This is a genomic window from Streptomyces sp. CB02923 (assembly GCF_001905005.1).
Classification (GTDB): Bacteria; Actinomycetota; Actinomycetes; order Streptomycetales; family Streptomycetaceae; genus Streptomyces.
Genome location: NZ_LWKZ01000005.1, coordinates 1 through 20,741, shown reverse-complemented (window position 1 = coordinate 20,741; position 20,741 = coordinate 1). Strand labels below are relative to the sequence as shown.

General features: G+C 69.8%; 16 protein-coding genes. 11 read left to right on the top strand and 5 right to left on the bottom strand.

The window, feature by feature from the left end:
* Positions 1–169: 169 nt before the first annotated feature.
* The gene (locus tag A6A06_RS09150; protein WP_073760706.1) at positions 170–1,423 is read right to left on the bottom strand and encodes a hypothetical protein; all 1,254 of its coding nucleotides are present in this window, start codon (positions 1,421–1,423) and stop codon (positions 170–172) included.
* A gap of 414 nt (positions 1,424–1,837) precedes the next feature.
* On the bottom strand, positions 1,838–2,266 hold the full coding sequence (locus tag A6A06_RS09145) for a hypothetical protein (RefSeq protein ID WP_242440656.1): 429 nt from the start codon (positions 2,264–2,266) through the stop codon (positions 1,838–1,840).
* A 272-nt stretch (positions 2,267–2,538) separates the two neighbouring features.
* On the opposite strand from A6A06_RS09145, the gene A6A06_RS09140 reads away from it, so the two are divergent.
* Together A6A06_RS09140 and A6A06_RS09135 are read left to right on the top strand one after the other, a co-directional pair.
* Positions 2,539–2,847: a hypothetical protein gene (locus A6A06_RS09140; RefSeq protein WP_073760705.1), complete on the top strand. Its 309-nt coding sequence runs from the start codon at positions 2,539–2,541 to the stop codon at positions 2,845–2,847.
* Positions 2,844–3,710: a WXG100 family type VII secretion target gene (locus A6A06_RS09135; protein ID WP_079193908.1), complete on the top strand. Its 867-nt coding sequence runs from the start codon at positions 2,844–2,846 to the stop codon at positions 3,708–3,710. The genes A6A06_RS09140 and A6A06_RS09135 overlap by 4 nt, the downstream gene beginning before the upstream one ends.
* Positions 3,711–3,798: 88 nt before the next feature.
* Here the strand turns inward: A6A06_RS09135 and eccCa are convergent, their stop codons facing one another.
* Positions 3,799–7,752 (bottom strand): type VII secretion protein EccCa, encoded by a 3,954-nt coding sequence (gene eccCa, locus A6A06_RS09130; protein ID WP_073760704.1) that lies wholly within the window; start codon positions 7,750–7,752, stop codon positions 3,799–3,801.
* A 281-nt stretch (positions 7,753–8,033) separates the two neighbouring features.
* Between eccCa and eccD the strand changes: the two genes are divergently transcribed.
* The 6 genes from eccD to A6A06_RS09100 all read left to right on the top strand — a co-directional run bounded on the left by eccD (position 8,034) and on the right by A6A06_RS09100 (position 15,176).
* Positions 8,034–9,509 (top strand): type VII secretion integral membrane protein EccD, encoded by a 1,476-nt coding sequence (gene eccD, locus A6A06_RS09125; protein WP_073760703.1) that lies wholly within the window; start codon positions 8,034–8,036, stop codon positions 9,507–9,509.
* A 198-nt stretch (positions 9,510–9,707) separates the two neighbouring features.
* Positions 9,708–9,995: a 30S ribosomal protein S15 gene (rpsO, locus tag A6A06_RS09120; protein WP_073760702.1), complete on the top strand. Its 288-nt coding sequence runs from the start codon at positions 9,708–9,710 to the stop codon at positions 9,993–9,995.
* A 300-nt stretch (positions 9,996–10,295) separates the two neighbouring features.
* A complete protein-coding gene (locus tag A6A06_RS09115; RefSeq protein ID WP_073760784.1) occupies positions 10,296–12,509 on the top strand; it encodes a polyribonucleotide nucleotidyltransferase in 2,214 nt (737 codons plus the stop codon).
* Entirely contained in the window at positions 12,506–13,885 is a 1,380-nt protein-coding gene (locus A6A06_RS09110; protein ID WP_073760701.1) for a M16 family metallopeptidase, read from the top strand. Before A6A06_RS09115 ends, A6A06_RS09110 begins: the two co-directional genes overlap by 4 nt.
* A 70-nt stretch (positions 13,886–13,955) precedes the next feature.
* A complete protein-coding gene (gene dapB, locus A6A06_RS09105; protein ID WP_073760700.1) occupies positions 13,956–14,708 on the top strand; it encodes a 4-hydroxy-tetrahydrodipicolinate reductase in 753 nt (250 codons plus the stop codon).
* 15 nt (positions 14,709–14,723) lie between these two features.
* Positions 14,724–15,176, top strand: coding sequence for a tetratricopeptide repeat protein (locus A6A06_RS09100; RefSeq protein WP_073760699.1), 453 nt, complete (start codon positions 14,724–14,726; stop codon positions 15,174–15,176).
* Between the two features lie 123 nt (positions 15,177–15,299).
* On the opposite strand, the gene A6A06_RS09095 is transcribed toward A6A06_RS09100, so the two are convergent.
* Positions 15,300–15,851, bottom strand: a complete 552-nt coding sequence (locus A6A06_RS09095; RefSeq protein WP_073760698.1) for a PH domain-containing protein — start codon at positions 15,849–15,851, stop codon at positions 15,300–15,302.
* 125 nt (positions 15,852–15,976) lie between these two features.
* Positions 15,977–16,216, bottom strand: coding sequence for a hypothetical protein (locus A6A06_RS09090; RefSeq protein WP_073760697.1), 240 nt, complete (start codon positions 16,214–16,216; stop codon positions 15,977–15,979).
* 234 nt (positions 16,217–16,450) lie between these two features.
* Here A6A06_RS09090 and thyX point away from each other — a divergent pair, with 234 nt between their 5' ends.
* The 3 genes from thyX to A6A06_RS09075 all read left to right on the top strand — a co-directional run bounded on the left by thyX (position 16,451) and on the right by A6A06_RS09075 (position 20,144).
* Entirely contained in the window at positions 16,451–17,209 is a 759-nt protein-coding gene (gene thyX, locus A6A06_RS09085) for an FAD-dependent thymidylate synthase (RefSeq protein WP_073760696.1), read from the top strand.
* A 236-nt stretch (positions 17,210–17,445) separates the two neighbouring features.
* The gene (dapA, locus tag A6A06_RS09080) at positions 17,446–18,345 is read left to right on the top strand and encodes a 4-hydroxy-tetrahydrodipicolinate synthase (RefSeq protein WP_073760695.1); all 900 of its coding nucleotides are present in this window, start codon (positions 17,446–17,448) and stop codon (positions 18,343–18,345) included.
* 113 nt (positions 18,346–18,458) lie between these two features.
* Positions 18,459–20,144: a ribonuclease J gene (locus tag A6A06_RS09075; protein WP_073760694.1), complete on the top strand. Its 1,686-nt coding sequence runs from the start codon at positions 18,459–18,461 to the stop codon at positions 20,142–20,144.
* Positions 20,145–20,741: the final 597 nt, after the last annotated feature.

Sequence of the window (20,741 nt, the reverse complement as noted above, 5' to 3'; positions counted from 1 at the left end):
CGCGTGTGTGTGCCGGCCGGCATGCCGTGCTGACCGTGCTGTTCCCGATGTCCGCGCCGCGAGCGCCGCTTGCCCGCACTCCCCGCGCTGCCCGTACTCCGTTCCTCGACTCCCGGCTGATCCTACGATCCGGCACTGACACCGGTACCGCTGCCCGCCGAGGCGCAGGTCAGCCCGCGGGTGGCGGACCGAAGCCGCCCTGCGGCGTCGGATACGCGCCCGGCGCGGGATACCCGTCGGGCGCCGGATGCCCGCCCGGCGCGGGGAACCCGCCCGGCACCGGCCCTCCGGCAGCCCCATGAGCGGACGCCCCGTACGCAGGATTCCCGTACGCAGGAACCGGCGCCCCGTAAGCAGGAGCCCCGTACCCGGGCGCCCCATACACGGACCCGCCCACGGCCCCCGCCATCCCCGACTGAACCGGCTCCCCGCTTCGCCCCATCAGCACCAGCAACAGCACAGAACCCACCAGCTCCACCACCATCTGCGCCCGGCTCAGCAGTGCGCCGCCCGGTGCGACGTCACCCAGCTCGAAGAGCGTTCCGGTACGGAGGTAGCCGCACATGCCCAGGAAGGCGACCGGCAGCAGAACCAGCGCCGGTCCGAGGGCGAAGCCGCGGGCGGAGACCCGGCGGGTGGCGGCCAGCAGCGCACCGGCCGCGCACAGCGGCAGGAAGGTCAGCCAAGCCCAGCCGGGCGCCAGGCCCAGCATGGCCAGGAGCAGGCCGCGGCCGGTGAACAGGACGTCCAGCGGTACCCCGTACCCGCTGCCGAGGGTCTGCACCAGCATGTAGCAGATCCAGGCCGCCGAGAGGAGCGTGAGCACACCCAGCACGATCGCGGCCACCGGACCCGCAGGCCCGGCGGGCCGCACCGGAGGCGCACCGGGCGCCGTGCCGGGCCGCGGCCAGGCACGGATGCCGGCCGGCAGGACGACGGCCGCGACGAGGGCCAGTGGCACCACCAGGCCCGCCGAGACGAAGACCGCCATGAGGGTCGCGTCGTCGCCGTCGCCCAGGCCGAGGAACCATCGGTTGGCCGAGGTGTGGTTGCCGGTGCTGACGACGGCCTGCACGCGCATCGAGAACGTCAGCGCCGTCGCCACGGCGAGCAGCCCGCCGGCCGTCCGCCTCCCGGCGAACGCGGCGGCCACGGCGGCGCCTTGCAGTACGGCCAGGCCGACGTCGTACGGAGTCGTGGCCGGATAGGCGGCCGCCGGAACGCCACCGCCACCGGCACCGGAAGAGCCGGCGGAACCACCGGAAGCGGGAGACGCGCCTCCCGTCCACAGATCCCACACCATGCCGGGACCGGCGGTTACCAGATCATGTCCCAGCCAGTACAGGGTGTGCAGGAGGAATAGCAGGCACAAGGTGCCCGCCGTGATCCGCGCGCCCTTACCGAGCACCCGAATATGTGGCATTTTGCTCCGCTCTCTCCCGCGTGCGCTTCTCCGGCAGCGCGTGATCGCGCACGATAGCAATGCCGGTCAAGATTCCCTTAGGGATGGACAACTGCCATCAAAGAGCCGATCGCATACCGGCGAATACGGTCAAACGTCGACCGCGGGAGAGCGGACAAGCGGGAAAATATCGTGGTGAGTCGGCACGCGAGAACCCGATGGCGTCGAAGTCGCCGAAGGCCCGTACCGGATACCGGGGCACCGGAGTGCCGGGCATCGGAGTGCCGGGCCTCGGAGTACTGGGCCTCGGAGTACTGGGGAACCGGAGTACCGGGCGGGCGAATCCCGCATGACGCACGAACAGCCATGAACGGACTCGCGCCCGCCCGGTGAACGGGAGTTCGGACCCGGCCGCCGACGGCCGGGCCCGCCGGTTCAGTTCCGGTGGCTCGTACCGCCCCGGCCGCTCCGCCGCGGCCCCGTCACGATGGCGCCCGAAGGGCCGTCGCGCTCGGCGCGCTCCTGGTCCTCCTTGGCCTCCTGCTCCTTCTGCCACTTCGCGAACTGCTCACGGGACGCCTCCCGCTCGGCCTGCGTCTGGTTCTCCGCCGCCCGCCGCATCTCGTTCATACGGTCGCCGATGGCACCCATGTACTCATCGGACTGGATGGCGTCCTTCATGCCGATCCGCCCGGAGAGCACCTCCTTGGCCATCTCCTGGAGCTTTCCGCCGACCTGGGGATTGGTGGCCAGCGTCTGCAGGGCCTTGCGCAGCCGGTGCGCCTGCTCGGGATCCTGGGCGACGTCCATCAGATCCTCGTCCTGGATCTGCCGCTCATTGCCCATGCCGCTCATACCGCTCATGTCTTCTGCCCCCAGTGAACTCGGTGGCACAGCAACCGCGTGTGCTGCACCGGCGTCATGAGTGTAATGACGGATCCGAACGATGCGTCAAGGAGGGTTGTTGGCATTGCGGGATATTGGTCCCTTTTCCCTCCTCGCCACGCCGTCCCGGCGCCTTCGGGCGCGGCGGTCGGCCCCTATCCGGATGTGCTAGACCTGGGGCCTTGTCCGGCAGGCCGCCGCGCTTTCGAGCCGCGTCATTCGGGCTGCGCCAAACAATTCGGGGAGAAAAGATGTCAGACGAGGTCCGGATCAGTACCGAGGAGCTGCACGGGCTCGGTGCCAAGTTCGAGATATCCGCGGACGACCTGGGCCGTCAGCTGACCGCTTTCAGACGGCGCAGTGACGCCGAGGCGCTGTGCGACGGGTTCGGCTCACGCGAGGCGGCCGGGCCGTACCTGGAGCTGTACGAGCAGGCCGAGCGCGCCCTGGAGCAGCTGCGGGAGCGGCTGACGGAGGTCGCCGACGGCATCAGGGAGACCGCCGTGTCGACCGACGCGGCCGAGGAAGAGCTCGTCAAGACGATCCGGGGTGTCCAGTGACCGAGCGGCACAACCCCCAGGCCCTGCACGAGGCGGCGGCCGGCTGGCGGGACATGGGCAAGCACCTGGACGGCCTGGTACGCGACCTCGACCGGCACGTCGGCCTGGCCGCGGCCGCCAACTGGCACGGTCCGGCGGGCGAGGCGTTCGCCGGGGAGTGGCACCGGCTCAAGCAGTCCGTCGACGAGACGCTGCCGGTCTTCGAGCTGGCCGCCGCCGACCTGGAGAACGCCGCCTCCCAGGACAAGGGGGCGCACGCGGGCGCGGACTCCGGCGCTCACGACGCCGCCCCGGCCGCCTCCCAGAACGACGGCTCGCAGTCGTCCGGCATGCAGACCGCGTACGGCTTCATGGCCCTCGGCCAGCTCGCCACGTCGCTCGGCGGTGTCTTCCGCGGCAAGGGCGGCAAAGGCGGCCAGGGGCAGCGGCCCCCGCTGACCGCGACGTGGGAGACCTCCGGCGCACCCCAGGGGCCCGACCCCTTCGGGCCGCCGCGGGCCGGTGACCCGAAGGGCGTGCGGGGCGGCGCGGGAGTCGCCAAGGGCGTACGTACGGGGGAGTCCGAGGCCGAGGGGGGTGGTGCCTCCGAGGGCACGCCCAAGGCGGCAGCCGGAAAGGCCGGTTCCGCGCCTTCCTCCGACGCGGACGCGGCCTCCCCAGCCTCGGAGAAGACGGCCTCAGGCTCTGAGAAGGCGGCTGCCGAGCATCCGTCCGACGCTCGGGGGCAGTCCGGCACCGGGAACAGGAACGACAAGGGCGCCAAGGACCAGGACGGCAAGGACACCAAGGACCAGGACGGCAAGGGCGAGGGCGGCCCCGGCGAGCCGTCCCCGGACGTCCGCCGCCACGGCGCCTTCGGCTGAGACCCGGCCCGTTACCCGTACCCCCGAGAACGGCGGTGGGGCGCCCCTCCCGAAGGAGAGACGCCCCACCGCCATTCAGTTGTGCGCATCAGCTGTGCGCCGGCAGCCATCCGGTCTGCACCAGCTGGGCACCGCGCTTGCGCGTGATGAAGTGCGCACGCCCCGGTGTCAGGCTGGTCGCCTTGATGTTGCCCATCAGCGGGCCCTCGCCCGGGTCACCCGAAAGGACCAGACCCTGGGCGCCGAGCTCCTTCGTCCGCTGCATCACGGGCTCGAAGGAGGACCGTCCCGCACCCGAGGAGCTGCGCGCCAGGATCAGGCGCAGTCCCAGGTCACGGGCGAACGGCAGGTACTCCAGCAGCGGCTGCAGCGGGTTGCCGCTGCTGGTCGCCACCAGGTCGTAGTCGTCCACGATCACGAACGCGTCCGGCAGGTCGTACCAGCTGCGGTTGCGCAGCTGCTCCGGCGTGACGTCCGGGCCCGGCATACGGCGGCCCAGCGAACCGGCCAGCCCGGTGATGACCTCCTGGAGCTGCGGCCCCGCGGCGCAGTACTTGTACAGGTGGCTCTCGGGGACCTCGCCGAGCAGCGCGCGCCGGTAGTCGGAGACCACCATGAGCGCCTTGTCCGACGGGTAGCGCTCCGCGATCTGCTTGGTGATCAGACGCAGCAGCGAGGACTTGCCGGACTCGCTCTCGCCGTAGATGACCAGCAGCGGGTCGGTCTCGAAGTCGATGAACGCCGGCGACAGCGTCGTCTCGTCGACACCGATCGCGATGCCGTGCTGCGGGTAGTCGCTGCCCTTGGGCAGGTCGCTCGCCGGGAGCAGCGTCGGCAGCATCCGCACCTTCGGGGCGGGCGCGCCCTGCCAGTTCTCCTTGACGGTCGCCACCAGGTGCGCCATGCCGTCGCTGAGGCTCTCGGCCTCCTGGACGCCGTCGATACGGGGCAGCGCCGCCAGGTAGTCCAGCTTCTCGGGGGACAGACCGCGGCCGGGGCGGCCCATCGGCACGTTCTCCGCGCGCTTGCGGTCGAACTCCGACTCCATCGGGTCGCCGAGCCGCAGTTCGACGCGGTTCAGCAGTTGGTCGCGCAGTGCCGGGCGTACCTCGGTGTAGCGGGAGGCGCCGAGGATCAGGTGGATGCCGAAGCCGAGACCGCGGCTGGCGATGTCCAGTATGACCGGGTCGAGCTGCTCGTAGTCGGTCTTGAAGGTGCCCCAGCCGTCGATGACGAGGAAGACATCGCCCCACTTCTGGTCCGGGAACGCGCCGGCGGCGCGCCGCTGGCGGTACGTCCCCATGGAGTCGACGGTGTTGGCGCGGAAGAACTCCTCCCGCTCGTTGAGGATGCCGACGACCTCGGCGACCGTACGGCGGACCTTCTCCGCGTCCAGCCGGGAGGCGACGCCGCCGACGTGCGGCAGCCCCTCCATGGCCAGCATGCCGCCGCCACCGAAGTCGAGGCAGTAGAACTGCACCTCGGACGGGGTGTGGGTGAGCGCGAAGCCCGCCATGGCGGAACGGATCAGCGTCGACTTGCCGGACTGCGGACCACCGACGACCAGGCCGTGACCGGCGCCCGCGGAGAAGTCCAGGTACATCACGTCGCGCCGCTGCTCGAACGGCTTGTCCACGAGCGCGACCGGCACGACCAGCTTGCCGAGCGCCGTGTACTCCGGGGCGTGCACGCCCCGCTCGGGCGTGACCGCGAGCGCCGGGAGCAGCTGGTTGACGGTGGGTGACTCGTCCAGCGGGGGCAGCCACACCTGGTGCGCGGGCGGGCCCTGGCCCTGCATCCGCTGGACGATCACGTCCAGGACGGTGTCGGCCAGCGCGTCGTCCTGCTGCTGGGTGAGCGACGGCTCCTCGGCGATGATCTCCTCGACGATCGGCGCCAGGACCGGCGACGCGGTGAACGGCACCGGCATCCGGTTCGTACGGCTGCCACCGCCGCCACCGCCGGCGCCCGGACCGCGGTACGGGCCCGACACGTACGCGGCCTTGAACTGCACCATCGTCTCGGTGTCGTACTTCAGGATGCCGGAGCCCGGCACGTTGGGCAGGTGGTAGGCGTCCGGTACACCGATCGCCGTACGGGACTCGGCCGCGGAGAACGTCCGCAGACCCAGCCGGTAGGACAGGAAGGTGTCCAGGCCGCGCAGCTTGCCCTCTTCGAGGCGCTGCGAGGCGAGCAGCATGTGCACACCCATCGAACGGCCGATACGGCCGATCTGGATGAACATGTCGATGAAGTCCGGCTTTGCGGTCAGCAGCTCGGAGAACTCGTCCAGCACCATCACCAGCGAGGGCAGCGGGTCCAGCGGGGCGCCGGCGGCGCGTGCCTTCTCGTAGTCGGTGATGTTGGCGTAGTTGCCCGCCGAGCGCAGCAGCTCCTGGCGGCGCTGGAGTTCACCGGTGATCGAGTCGCGCATGCGGTCGATCAGGCTGACGTCGTCGGCCAGGTTGGTGATGACCGCCGCGACGTGCGGCATCTCGGACATACCGGTGAAGGTGGCGCCACCCTTGAAGTCCGCGAGGATGAAGTTCAGCGTCTCCGAGGAGTGGGTGACCGCGAGGGCGAGCACCAGCGTGCGCAGCACCTCGGACTTTCCGGAACCGGTCGCGCCGACGCACAGGCCGTGCGGGCCCATGCCCTCCTGGGAGGCCTCCTTGATGTCGAGCAGGACGGGCTGGCCGTCCTTGTCGACACCGATCGGCACGCGCAGCCGCTCGTGCAGCGTGCGCGGGCGCCAGGTGCGCGAGACGTCCACCGAACCGGCGTCGCCGATGTTCATCAGGTCCGTGAAGTCCAGGTTGGACAGCAGCGGCTCCTCGCCGTCGGCGCCCGACCCGGCCCGCAGCGGCGCGAGCTGGCGGGCCAGCGACTCCGCCTCGGAGACCGACAGGGTGTCCACGGTGCCGTTGTAGACCGCGCCGCTCGACGACTCCAGCACCAGCTTGCCCGGCCGCACCTGGATGGCCAGACCGCCCCGGATCTCGTCCAGGTCGCCCGGTACGACCTCCAGGATCGTCACGCCCTGCAGGCCCTCGGCCCCGGCGATCACCGAGTCCATCGGCACCTCGCCGGCGTCCAGCACGATCACCACGTGCGGGGCGTCGGTGACCGGTGTGCCCTGCGGGTTGAAGCGGCCGCGGCCCTCCAGGTCGTCGGCGAGCAGCTCCTCGATCTCGCCCAGGTCACCGACGACCAGGCGCCGGGTCCCGGCGCCGTCGGTGGTCTTGTCCTGTACGTGGGGCAGCCACTTGGTCCACTCCCACTCGGCCTGCGCACCCGGCGCGGCCACCACGGCGACGACCAGGTCCTCCGGCGAGTGCAGGGTGCACAGCTGCGCGAGGATGGCGCGCGCGGACCCGTACACGGTGTCCGGCTCGCCCGAGACCGTCAGGTGGTAAAAGGCGCGCAGCGAAACGGCGAGCGGCAGCGAGTCCAGATGCCCGTGCTTGTCGAGGAACTCCTTCATCGCGTGCGCGGTGAGCGGTTCCAGTTCGTCGACCGGCGCGGTCTCCGGGGCTTTCAGGGGAGTGGCCAGCTGCTGCGGCCCCAGTCCCATGCGTACCTGTGCGAAGTCCGGGTCGGACGACCGGCGTTCCCATACCCGTTTGCCTTCGGCGACGATCGACCACAATTGGCCCGGATCCGGGTGGGTGAAAAGCTGTGCGTCCCGCTGTTTGCGCGCGGTGCGCCGTACTTCCTTTCGCTTCTGCGACAGGTATTTGAGGTAATCCTGGCGCTCCTGGAGCATTTGCCCGGAAGGCCCTTGACGGGCCTTGACGATCTGGACAATAGCCATCGCGAGGGTGGAAACCACCATCACGCCGCCCATGATCTTCATGAACGGCTGGGTGCCCATGAACAGGAAACCCGCCGAACCCGCCATGCCCATCATGGGCATGAGGTTCATCAGCATGTTGTCCTCGCCTTCGCGAGGCAGCTCCGGCGGAGCTTCGAGCGTCAACTCCTCCCCGGGGATTTCGGGTGGAAGCGCGCGGGGCGGGCGCTTGACGATGACAACGCTCACCGAGGCATCAGTCCTTCATGCATCTCGCAGTCTCGGACCGCCCCCGTTGGTTCGACGGTCCCCCGGACCAAGTCCATGGCCCGACGCAGGCGTTGATCCTACTGTTAACGGTCAAGTGCCGGGGCGGGTGGGGCGGCGGCCTAATTGGGGGGTACGCTGACGCCTCGCGAGCGCGCCCAAGGCCCCGTAACGACGTCCCTATATATAAGGCACGGTGGCGGCGCCCCTATATATAAGGCGCGCACGCGACAAACTGCCCAACGGATAGGGGGAACCGCCAGGTGAGCACGACTACAGGCACCGGCTTCTGCCGGGTCACAGTCGCCGCGCCGGACGCACGGATCGACGTGGCACTGCCGGAGGATGTCGCACTCGTCGATATTTATCCGGAGATCCTGCGACTCTCCGGCCAGTCCCAGGCGGAGGGCGCCCCCACCGGTTACCACCTGGTGCGCCGCGACGGCACCGTTCTGGACGCGGGGCAGTCCCTCGCGCAGCAGCGCATCCTCGACGGCGACCTGCTCCTCCTGCGGCCGTTCGCGGAGTCCCTGCCGCTGCCGGTCTTCGACGACGTCTCGGACGCCGTCGCCTCCGCGGTCAAGCGCAACCGCAACCGCTGGAGCGACGACCTCATGAACATCGTCGGCCTCACCGCCGGCGTCCTGCTGCTCGTCATGATGGCGTTCGCCCTGTGGTTCTCCAACCCGGTCGACCGCGACATGCACCGCCTGCCCGGCATCATCGCCGGTGTCACCGGCATCGTCCTGGTCGCCCTGTCCGGCGTACGGGCCCGGGTCTACGACGACCACGCCTCGTCCATCGCGCTGGGCCTGGCGTCGCTGCCGCACCTACTGCTCGCCGGCTCCGGGATCATGCCGGTGACCGACGGTGACGGCCCCGGCCGCCTGCAGTTCCTGGTCGGCTGCGTGACCGTGCTGATCGCGTCCGTCCTTCTCGTGGTGCTGCTGCCGCGCGGGGACGCGCCCTTCGTGGCGGCCGCCTTCCTGGCCAGCATCGGCACCCTCGCGGTCTTCGCCTCCATCCTCACCGAGGCCGAGCCGCGCGAGGTCGCCGCGGTCACCGCCATCGTCGCCATCGCCGTGGTGGCCTGGCTGCCCGGCCTGTCCTCGCGCTTCGCCCGGCTGCCCATCGGCTACAAGTCGCCCGACCAGATCGCGGCCGGCCCGCACACCGACGGCGAGCAGGGCCCGGCGACCGAGTCGGTCGACTTCGTCAAGATCGGCAACCAGGCCAAGCGCGGCCACGAACTCCTGCTCGGCCTGGTCGCGGGCTGCTCCGCCCTGGTCGTCGGCGCCGCCGGTGTCGTCCTCGGCTTCTCCGACAACAGCTGGGCGCAGCTGCTCGCCCTGGCCGCGGGCATCACGGTCATGCTGCGGGCCCGGCTCTTCGACTACACCGCGCAGGTCGCCTGCCTGACGATCGCCGGCATCCTGACGATCGTGCTGCTCATCCTGGGCATCGCACTGCACCCGCCGGTCGACATCCTCACCGACCTCGTGCGCTTCGGTGACTCCGGCCCGCTCAACATCCGTACCGTCTGGTTCGCCGCCAGCATCGCGGCCGGCGCCGCCATCCTGGTCGGTGTGGGTCTGATCGTCCCGCGCAAGGGCGTCACCCCCTTCTGGGGCCGCGTCTTCGACATCTTCGACGGCGTCGTCCTGCTGTCGCTGGTGCCGCTGTGCCTGGCGGTACTGGATGTGTACGGCACCGTACGCGGCCTGACCGGCTCCTCTTAGACGCCCGCGAAAGCACCACGTACGGATGATCCGCGTACGACGCGGGGTCACCCGTCCGCACGGCCCTCCGACCGCCCGGTCGGGGGGCCGTTTTCAGCTGGTACTCTGGGTGACGGCCTTCGGTGAGTCATCAAAGATCCCCTGTGAAGCAAATCCAGGGGCGCTCCCGGGCCCGATGGATTCCCAGAGGAGTACCGCGTGTCGCTCGACGCCGCTACGAAGAAGCAGATCATGACCGAGTTCGGCACCAAGGAGGGCGACACCGGCTCCCCCGAGGTCCAGGTCGCGATGCTCTCCCGCCGCATCTCGGACCTGACCGAGCACCTCAAGGTCCACAAGCACGACCACCACTCCCGCCGTGGTCTGCTGCTGCTCGTCGGCCAGCGCCGTCGTCTGCTGCAGTACCTGGCGAAGAAGGACATCACGCGCTTCCGTGCGCTGGTCGAGCGCCTGGGCATCCGCCGCGGTGCGGCGGGCGCCAAGTAAGACGTCGTGAAGGGAGCGGTTCCCACACCCGGGGGCCGCTCCCTTTGCCGTACGCGCCAGACGTTCGGTCCACTGCCCGGTGGACCGGAGCTTTGTAGTCTGGTCCCATAACGCCATAGCGAAGAGGTGGAGCGCCTTTCAGCCGCCGGTCCTCGGTAGTGGCCCCCGGATGGCGCGCGGACGAACCGCGCGACCCCGTATCCGGGTGCTTCGATCGAAGACCGGCCCGCAACCCCGGCGCTCCACCGACGAAGGTCCACCGCCACACGGGCGGTGGACGCAGACGAGGAGATATTCCTGGTGGAGAACGAGACCCACTACGCCGAGGCCGTCATCGACAACGGCTCCTTCGGCACCCGCACCATCCGCTTCGAGACGGGCCGCCTGGCCAAGCAGGCCGCCGGCTCCGCCGTTGCGTACCTGGACGACGACACCATGGTGCTGTCGGCCACCAGCGCGTCCAAGACGCCCAAGGACCAGCTCGACTTCTTCCCCCTGACGGTGGACGTCGAAGAGCGCATGTACGCGGCCGGCAAGATCCCCGGCTCCTTCTTCCGCCGTGAGGGCCGGCCCTCCGAGGACGCGGTCCTCACCTGCCGCCTGATCGACCGGCCGCTGCGCCCCTCCTTCAAGAAGGGCCTGCGCAACGAGATCCAGATCGTCGAGACGATCATGGCCCTCAACCCCGACCACCTCTACGACGTGGTCGCCATCAACGCCGCCTCCTGCTCCACGCAGCTGGCCGGCCTGCCCTTCTCCGGCCCGATCGGCGGCACCCGCGTCGCACTGATCAACGGCCAGTGGGTCGCCTTCCCGACCCACACCGAGCTGGAGAACGCGGTCTTCGACATGGTCGTCGCCGGCCGTGTCCTCCCGGACGGCGACGTCGCGATCATGATGGTCGAGGCCGAGGCCACCGAGAAGACCATCCAGCTGGTCAAGGACGGCGCCGAGGCCCCCACCGAGGAGGTCGTCGCCGCCGGTCTGGAGGCCGCCAAGCCCTTCATCAAGGCGCTGTGCAAGGCCCAGTCGGACCTGGCCGCCAAGGCCGCGAAGCCGGTCGGCGAGTTCCCGGTCTTCCTGGAGTTCCAGGACGACGTCCTGGAGGCGCTGACCGCCGCCGTCAAGGGCGAGCTGGCGCAGGCGCTGACCATCGCGGGCAAGCAGGACCGCGAGGCCGAGCTGGACCGCGTCAAGGCCGTGGCCGCCGAGAAGCTGCTGCCGCAGTTCGAGGGCCGCGAGAAGGAGATCTCCGCCGCCTACCGCGCGCTGACCAAGTCCCTCGTGCGTGAGCGCGTCATCAAGGACAAGGTCCGCATCGACGGCCGTGGCGTCACGGACATCCGTACCCTCGCCGCCGAGGTCGAGGCGATCCCGCGCGTGCACGGCTCGGCGCTGTTCGAGCGTGGCGAGACCCAGATCCTGGGCGTCACCACCCTGAACATGCTCCGCATGGAGCAGCAGCTGGACACCCTTTCCCCGGTGACCCGCAAGCGCTACATGCACAACTACAACTTCCCGCCGTACTCGGTCGGCGAGACCGGCCGCGTGGGCTCGCCCAAGCGCCGCGAGATCGGCCACGGCGCGCTCGCCGAGCGTGCCATCGTGCCGGTGCTGCCGACGCGCGAGGAGTTCCCGTACGCGATCCGCCAGGTCTCCGAGGCGCTGGGCTCCAACGGCTCGACCTCGATGGGCTCGGTCTGCGCCTCGACGATGTCGCTGCTGAACGCCGGTGTGCCGCTCAAGGCCCCGGTCGCCGGCATCGCCATGGGCCTGATCTCCCAGGAGATCGACGGCAAGACGCACTACGTCGCCCTCACCGACATCCTCGGTGCGGAGGACGCGTTCGGCGACATGGACTTCAAGGTCGCCGGTACGAAGCAGTTCGTCACCGCCCTGCAGCTGGACACCAAGCTGGACGGCATCCCGGCGTCCGTGCTGGCCGCGGCCCTCAAGCAGGCCCGCGACGCCCGTCTGCACATCCTCGACGTGATGAACGAGGCGATCGACGTTCCGGACGAGATGTCCCCGAACGCGCCGCGCATCATCACCGTCAAGATCCCGGTGGACAAGATCGGTGAGGTCATCGGCCCCAAGGGCAAGATGATCAACCAGATCCAGGAGGACACCGGCGCCGACATCACGATCGAGGACGACGGCACCATCTACATCGGTGCCGCCGACGGCCCGGCCGCCGAGGCCGCCCGCGCCACGATCAACGGCATCGCCAACCCGACCATGCCGGAGGTCGGCGAGCGCTACCTGGGCACGGTCGTCAAGACCACGACCTTCGGTGCGTTCGTGTCCCTGCTCCCGGGCAAGGACGGTCTGCTGCACATCTCGCAGATCCGCAAGCTGGCCGGCGGCAAGCGCGTCGAGAACGTCGAGGACGTGCTCGCCGTGGGTGCCAAGGTCCAGGTGGAGATCGCCGAGATCGACCAGCGCGGCAAGCTGTCGCTGGCCCCGGTCATCGAGGGCGAAGACGACGACGCGAAGGACGACGCCGCCAAGTGACGTCCCGTAGCTCACGGACGACGGCCCGCACCTCTTCGGAGGGGCGGGCCGTCGCCCGTACCCAAACGCTTCTCAAGGGGACGGGCGGCGCCGGCACGGTCCGCAAGACGGTCCTGCCCGGCGGCCTGCGCGTCGTCACCGAGACCCTGCCCTCCGTACGCTCCGTGACCTTCGGCATCTGGGCCAACGTCGGTTCCCGCGACGAGACCCCCTCGCTGAACGGCGCCACCCACTACCTGGAGCACCTGCTCTTCAAGGGCACCAGGGAGCGCAGCGCGCTGGACATCTCCGCCGCCATCGACGAGGTCGGCGGCGAGATGAACGCGTTCACGGCGAAGGAGTACACCTGCTACTACGCGCGGGTGCTGGACACCGACCTGCCGCTCGCCATCGACGTGGTCTGCGACATGCTGACCGGCTCGCTCATCGAGCCCGCCGACGTCGACGCCGAGCGCGGCGTGATCCTCGAAGAGATCGCGATGACCGAGGACGACCCGGGCGACTGCGTGCACGACCTGTTCGCGCACACCATGCTCGGTGACACCCCCCTCGGCCGCCCGGTCCTCGGCTCCGTCGACACCGTCAACGACCTCACCCCCGAGCGCATCCGCCGCTTCTACAAGAAGCACTACGACCCGACCCGCCTGGTCGTCGCCGCCGCCGGCAACGTCGACCACGCCAAGGTCGTCCGGATGGTCCGCGCCGCCTTCGAGAAGGCCGGTGCCCTCGACCGTACGGACGCCACCCCGGTGGCCCCGCGCGACGGCTCCCGCACCATCCGCACCGCGGGCCGCGTGGAGCTGCTCAACCGCAGGTCCGAGCAGGCCCACGTGATCCTCGGCGTGCCGGGCCTGGCCCGTACCGACGACCGCCGCTGGGCCATGGGCGTACTGAACACGGCCCTCGGCGGTGGCATGAGCTCCCGCCTCTTCCAGGAGGTACGGGAGAAGCGCGGCCTGGCCTACAGCGTCTACTCGTACACCTCCGGATACGCCGACTGCGGCCTGTTCGGCGTGTACGCGGGCTGCCGGCCGAACCAGGTCGACGACGTCCTGAAGATCTGCCGCGACCAGCTCGACCAGGTCGCGGCCGAAGGCCTCACGGACGACGAGATCCGCCGTGCGATCGGGCAGCTGCGCGGTTCGACGGTGCTCGGCCTGGAGGACACCGGCGCGCTGATGAACCGCATCGGCAAGAGCGAGCTGTGCTGGGGCGCCCAGATGTCGGTCGACGACATGCTGGCCCGGATAGCGGCGGTCACCCCGGACGAGGTCCGGGAGCTGGCCCGCGATGTACTGGGGCAGCGTCCGTCGCTGTCCGTCATCGGCCCGCTGAAGGACCGGCAGGCGGCCCGGCTGCACGACGCGGTCGCCTGACCTTCCGTATCAGGCGTACCCACGGGATCAGGCGTACCCACGGGTACAGGGAAAGAGAGAGCGGGAAACGATGAGCAAGCTGCGCGTGGCCGTACTCGGCGCCAAGGGGCGCATCGGCTCCGAGGCCGTACGGGCCGTCGAGGCCGCCGAGGACATGGAACTGGTCGCGGCCCTGGGCCGGGGCGACAAGCTGGACGCGCTGACCGAGGCCGGTGCCCAGGTCGCGGTCGAGCTGACCCACCCCGACGCGGTCATGGAGAACCTGGAGTTCTGCGTCCGCAACGGCATCCACGGCGTCGTCGGTACGACCGGCTGGACCGAGGAGCGCCTCGCGCAGCTGCGCACCCGGCTCGACGCGTCGCCCCGCACGGGCGTGCTCATCGCCCCGAACTTCTCCATCGGCGCGGTGCTGACCATGCGGTTCGCGCAGCAGGCGGCCCGGTTCTTCGAATCGGCCGAGGTCATCGAGCTGCACCACCCGAACAAGGCCGACGCCCCCTCGGGCACCGCGGCCCGCACGGCCAAGCTCATCGCCGAGGCCCGCGCCGCCGCGGACCGCCCGCCGCAGCCGGACGCCACCAGCAGCGCGCTGGACGGCGCCCGCGGCGCGGACGTGGACGGCATCCCCGTCCACTCCGTACGGCTGCGCGGCCTCCTGGCCCACCAGGAGGTGCTGCTCGGCGGGGTGGGGGAGACCCTCACCATCCGCCACGACTCGCTCCACCACAGCAGCTTCATGCCGGGCATCCTGCTCGGCGCGCGCCGCGTGGTGGCCACTCCCGGCCTGACCGTGGGCCTGGAGAACTTCCTCGACCTGGACTGACGGGCAGAACCGAGCGTGCGTGCAAAGATCACCTACTGCGTCCTCGCGGCGATCCTGGTCGTCTACTTCGGCCTCGTCGGCAGCCGCGGCGTCCTGCTCATCGAGCAGGGCACCGTACTGACCGTCGCGTTCGGCGTCGCCGTCCTGATCCTGCCGTTCATCGGCGTGTGGTTCCTCTGGCACACCACCCAGTTCGCGCGCAAGGCCGGCCGGCTGGCGCGCGAGCTGGAGGCCGAGGGCGGGCTGCCGGTCGACGAACTGAAGCGCACCCCGGGCGGACGCATCGACCGGGACTCCGCCGACGAGGTCTTCGACCGGCGCCGCGCCGAGACCGAGCGGGCGCCGGAGGACTGGCGCGCCTGGTTCCGGCTGGCGGTCGCCTACCACGACGCGCGGGACACCCCGCGGGCCCGTAAGGCGATGCAGCGGGCCATCGCCCTGCACGACGGCAAACCCGTACGGGTCTGAGCCGTACGGGTCCGGGCCGTACGACGTCCAAGCTGTACGGGCCTGAGCTGTACGGGTCCGGGGCGTACGTTCGGCGACGCCCACCGGGGCCGGTTCCACTCCAGGAGCCGGCCCCGGCGGCGTCTACCGGCGGTACTCCGCGGCCCACGCCTCCAGCACGTCCGCGGCCCGCTCGAACGCCTCGGGACGCGCGAGGAAGTCCCCGTTGTGGTCCGTGACCAGCGTCCGCAGCGAAGAGCCACCCTGCCGGTCGACGACCAGCGCCTGGCCCTGCACGGTCCGCGGCAGACCCAGCCAGCGCACCGGCCGCTGGACCGTACGGACCGCGGCGACCTCGCTCCAGCGCAGCGTCGTCGTGCGCAGCAGCTCCACCTGGCGCAGGCCGTGGGCGCTCACCCACACCCCCACCCGCAGGAAACGCAGCGCGAGCGCGATGATCAGGACCGCGACACCGGAGCAGATGACGGCGGCGGGCAGCGCGCCCGCGGCGACGATGATCACCGCGGACAGCAGGACGAACGAGGCCAGCAGCAGAGACACGGCGGCCGCCCCCACCCGTCCGGGGCCCGGACGGTAGGGACGGCGCCAGTGGTCGGCCCCGGCATGGGGCAGCGGGACGGCGTCGGCGGCCCGGTCGTCGAGGTCGCGGTCGGCCGTCAGGATGGTCAGGGGCACGGCGGGTCCTCACTCCAGGCACGCAGACGAAGGCTGTGACCGGTGAGGTTATCGAGACTTACGTGCCGGAACCACTTCGTGCCGGACGGCCCGCGCGTCGATGGCGCGCGGGCCGTCCGGCCGGGTCAGCGGCCGTGCGACGCCTCGGACTGGTGCGTGCCGACGCCGCCGGTCTCCTGCTGGAGCGCCGGGACGCCGAGCAGCAGGGCGCCGGCGAGACCGCCGACGACCGTCAGGCCGATCAGTGACCGGCCCGCGAGCTGGGCACGACTGACGCGTTCTCGGGGCGGGGGCGCGACATTGCTGCGGAACCGGTCTGCCTCGGCGACAAAGGCGAACGGAACGGGCTCTCGCCGGCGGAACATTAGCGGGCTCTCCTTGGAACCTCGAAGTGGGCACTGTCACAGGGTTAGACGTCTGCCGCGTCCGTTTGGTGCCCGTTTTCTGCAAGTTCTGTGAAAAATATCAACCACAGGCCGAGCCGGGCACGACAGAGTCCGTTTTTGTACGGTACGCGGTATCCCGCCGTATTTCCTGGACTGTCGGTGGCGGGCCGTAGGCTGGGGCGCGCCACGTGGAATGAACGGAAGGAACCGTCGGTGTCCCCTACCCCCGCCGAGAGCATCGAAAGCTCCGAAGGCACAGCCCCCAGCTTCCGGAGCGAGGTGACGGTCGAGCTGGTCAAGCACAGCGCCGCGGACAGCGACGTGCTGTGGGCGGCCCGTGTCTCCACCGCGGGCGAGCAGTCGCTGGAGGAGCTGCAGAAGGACCCGGAGCGCTCCAAGGGCCTGATCAACTACCTGATGCGGGACCGGCACGGCAGCCCCTTCGAGCACAACTCGATGACCTTCTTCATCAGTGCGCCGATCTTCGTCTTCCGCGAGTTCATGCGGCACCGCGTCGGCTGGTCGTACAACGAGGAGTCCGGCCGCTACCGCCAGCTGGAGCCGACCTTCTACGTCCCCTCCGAGTCCCGCAAGCTGGTCCAGCAGGGCCGTCCCGGCAAGTACGAGTTCGTCGCGGGCACCCCCGAGCAGCACGCGCTCACCGGCAAGGTCATGGAGGACTCCTACCGGCAGGCGTACGAGGCGTACCAGGAGATGCTGGCCGCCGGCGTCGCCCGTGAGGTGGCCCGCGCGGTCCTGCCGGTCGGCCTGTTCTCGTCCATGTACGCGACCTGCAACGCCCGTTCGCTGATGCATTTCCTCGGACTGCGCACGCAGCACGAGCTCGCGGCCGTGCCCTCCTTCCCGCAGCGCGAGATCGAGATGGTCGGCGAGCGGATGGAGGCCCACTGGGCCCGGCTGATGCCCCTCACCCACGCCGCGTTCAACGCCAACGGGCGTATCGCCCCGTAAGGAACCGTCCCCGGCGGCGACCCGCCGGACCGGTGTGCGGACCGGCCACGGCCTTCCGGGGCCGTACCGGACCGCACAGACGTGCCCGGTGTCCGTATTGCGGCATTTTGAGAAGTTCATCTACGCTGAAGAAACGGACCCGGCACTGCTTGAACCCCCGAGCAAGCAGTGCCGGAGTCCACATCCCGGCTCCCCAGGGGCGCGACCCGAGGTGAGCTACGAGTAGCGTGGTGCCCATGGCTCCGACTTCCACACCGCAGACCCCCTTCGGGCGGGTGCTGACCGCCATGGTCACGCCGTTCACGGCGGATGGCGCTCTCGACCTCGACGGCGCGCAGCAGCTCGCCGCGCACCTGGTGGACTCCGGCAACGACGGTCTGATCGTCAACGGCACCACCGGTGAGTCCCCGACCACCAGCGATGCGGAGAAAGCCCAGCTGGTCCGGGCCGTGGTGGATGCGGTCGGAGACCGGGCCTTCGTCGTCGCCGGAGCCGGCACCAACGACACCGACCACAGCCTGCAGCTGGCCCGCGCCGCGCGCGACGCCGGAGCCCACGGCCTGCTCGCCGTGACGCCGTACTACAGCAAGCCGCCGCAGGAAGGTCTCTTCCGGCACTTCACGGCCATCGCGGACGCCACCGACCTGCCGGTCATGCTCTACGACATCCCCGGCCGCAGCGGCGTCCCGATCAACACCGAGACCATGGTGCGCCTCGCCGAGCACCCGCGCATCGTCGCCAACAAGGACGCCAAGGGCGACCTCGGCCGCGCCAGCTGGGCCATCGCCCGCTCCAACCTCGCGTGGTACAGCGGCGACGACATGCTCAACCTCCCGCTGCTGTCCGTGGGCGCCGTCGGCTTCGTCTCCGTCGTCGGCCACGTCGTCACGCCGGAGCTGCGCGCCCTGCTCGACGCCCACCTGCACGGCGACGTCACCAAGGCCACCGAGATCCACCAGAAGCTGCTGCCCGTCTTCACCGGCATGTTCCGCACCCAGGGCGTCATCACGACCAAGGCCGCGCTCGGCCTCCAGGGCCTGCCCTCCGGGCCGCTGCGCCTGCCGCTGGTGGAACTGTCCGCCGAGGAGACCGAACAGCTCAAGCGCGATCTCGCCGCCGGCGGGGTACAGCTGTAACCACAGACTTCACAACTGAACACGGAAAACAACCGCCAAACCGCAAGTGCACGAATGTCACGCGCGCCACGTGTGCCTCCGGGCGACGTGGCGCGTGTGGTGAGGAGAGTCTTTTGAGTCATCCGCATCCTGAGCTCGGCGCGCCGCCGAAGCTCCCCAAGGGCGGCCTGCGCGTCACCCCCCTCGGCGGTCTGGGTGAGATCGGCCGCAACATGACGGTCTTCGAATACGGAGGCCGGTTGCTGATCGTCGACTGCGGAGTGCTTTTCCCCGAGGAGGAGCAGCCCGGAGTCGACCTGATCCTGCCGGACTTCTCGTCCATCAGGGACCGCCTCGACGACATCGACGGCATCGTGCTCACGCACGGCCACGAGGACCACATCGGCGGTGTCCCCTACCTCCTGCGCGAGAAGCCGGACATTCCGCTGATCGGCTCCAAGCTGACCCTGGCCCTCATCGAGGCCAAGCTCCAGGAGCACCGCATCCGGCCGTACACGCTGGAGGTCAAGGAAGGGGACACGGAGGGCATCGGCCCCTTCGACTGCGAGTTCGTCGCCGTCAACCACTCCATCCCGGACGCCCTCGCGGTCGCCATCCGCACCCCCGCGGGCATGGTCGTGCACACCGGCGACTTCAAGATGGACCAGCTTCCGCTGGACCGCCGGCTGACCGACCTCCCGAAGTTCGCCAAGCTGGGCGAGGAGGGCATCGACCTCCTGCTGTCCGACTCCACGAACGCCGAGGTCCCGGGCTTCGTCCCGCCCGAGCGCGACATCTCCAACGTGCTGCGCACGGTCTTCGCGAGCGCCCAGAAGCGCATCATCGTGGCCAGCTTCGCCAGCCACGTGCACCGCATCCAGCAGATCCTGGACGCGGCAAACGAGTACGGCCGCCGGGTCGCCTTCGTGGGCCGCTCGATGGTCCGCAACATGGGCATCGCCCGCGAGCTGGGCTACCTGAAGGTCCCGGGCGGGCTGGTCGTCGACGTCAAGACCCTCGACGACCTGCCGGACGACGAGGTCGTGCTGGTCTGTACGGGTTCCCAGGGCGAGCCGATGGCGGCCCTGTCCCGGATGGCCAACCGCGACCACCAGATCCGCATCGTCCCGGGCGACACGGTGATCCTCGCGTCGTCGCTGATCCCCGGCAACGAGAACGCGGTCTACCGCGTCATCAACGGCCTGACCCGCTGGGGCGCCAACGTCGTCCACAAGGGCAACGCCAAGGTGCACGTCTCGGGCCACGCCTCGGCCGGCGAGCTGCTGTACTTCTACAACATCTGCAAGCCGAAGAACCTGATGCCGGTACACGGTGAATGGCGCCACCTGCGGGCCAACGCCGAACTCGGCGCGCTGACCGGCGTCCCGAAGGACCGGATCGTCATCGCCGAGGACGGCGTGGTCGTCGACATGGTCAAGGGCGTCGCCAAGATCGTCGGCAAGGTCCAGGCGGGGTACGTGTACGTCGACGGCCTCTCGGTCGGCGACGTCACCGAGTCCTCCCTCAAGGACCGTCGCATCCTCGGCGACGAGGGCATCATCTCGGTGTTCCTGGTCGTGGACTCCAGCACCGGCAAGATCGTCGGGGGCCCGCACATCCAGGCCCGCGGCTCGGGCATCGACGACGCGGACTTCGCCGCCGTGATGCCCAAGATCGACGAAATCCTCGCCAAGGCCGCCCAGGACGGAGTGGCGGAGCCCCACCAGCTCCAGCAGCTCGTCCGCCGGGCCATCGGCAAGTGGGTCTCCGACAACTTCCGACGGCGCCCGATGATCCTTCCGGTCGTCGTCGAGGTCTGACCCGCAGGGGCACGCGTACACAGGTACGAGGAGCGGGGCAACCGGATTTGCATCCGGGCGCCCCGCTCCAGTACGTTTACGGCTCCGCCTGAACGGGAACCCGGAACGCCTGTGCGTCCCGCGGCCACCCCGGAGGAGCGGAATTCCGACCCGGAGCAATCTGATAAAGTCGGATCAGCCGAAAGGCAAACCCCCTCCGATAAAATCGGAACCGAATTCGGCCCGGAAACGGACTGTGAATCGGATCTGATAGAGTCGGAAAGGCCGAAAAGCGAAAGCCGGACGGCCGCCCCGCTCCAGCAGGGAGCCGGATACGGAAAGCGGAAACGCCGAACGGATCTGGTAAGGTTGGAACCGCGAAGAAGCCGAAAGGCCGAAACGCACCGGCGGAAATCAGGACCGCGAGGATCTGATAGAGTCGGAAACGCAAGACCGAAGGGAAGCGCCCGGAGAGCCTGGTGAAACAGGCACAAAGGAAGCGTCCGTTCCTTGAGAACTCAACAGCGTGCCAAAAGTCAACGCCAGATATGTTGATACCCCGTCTCCAGCATCAGCTGGGACGAGGTTCCTTTGAAAAGCCCACCGGCATCGTTAGTG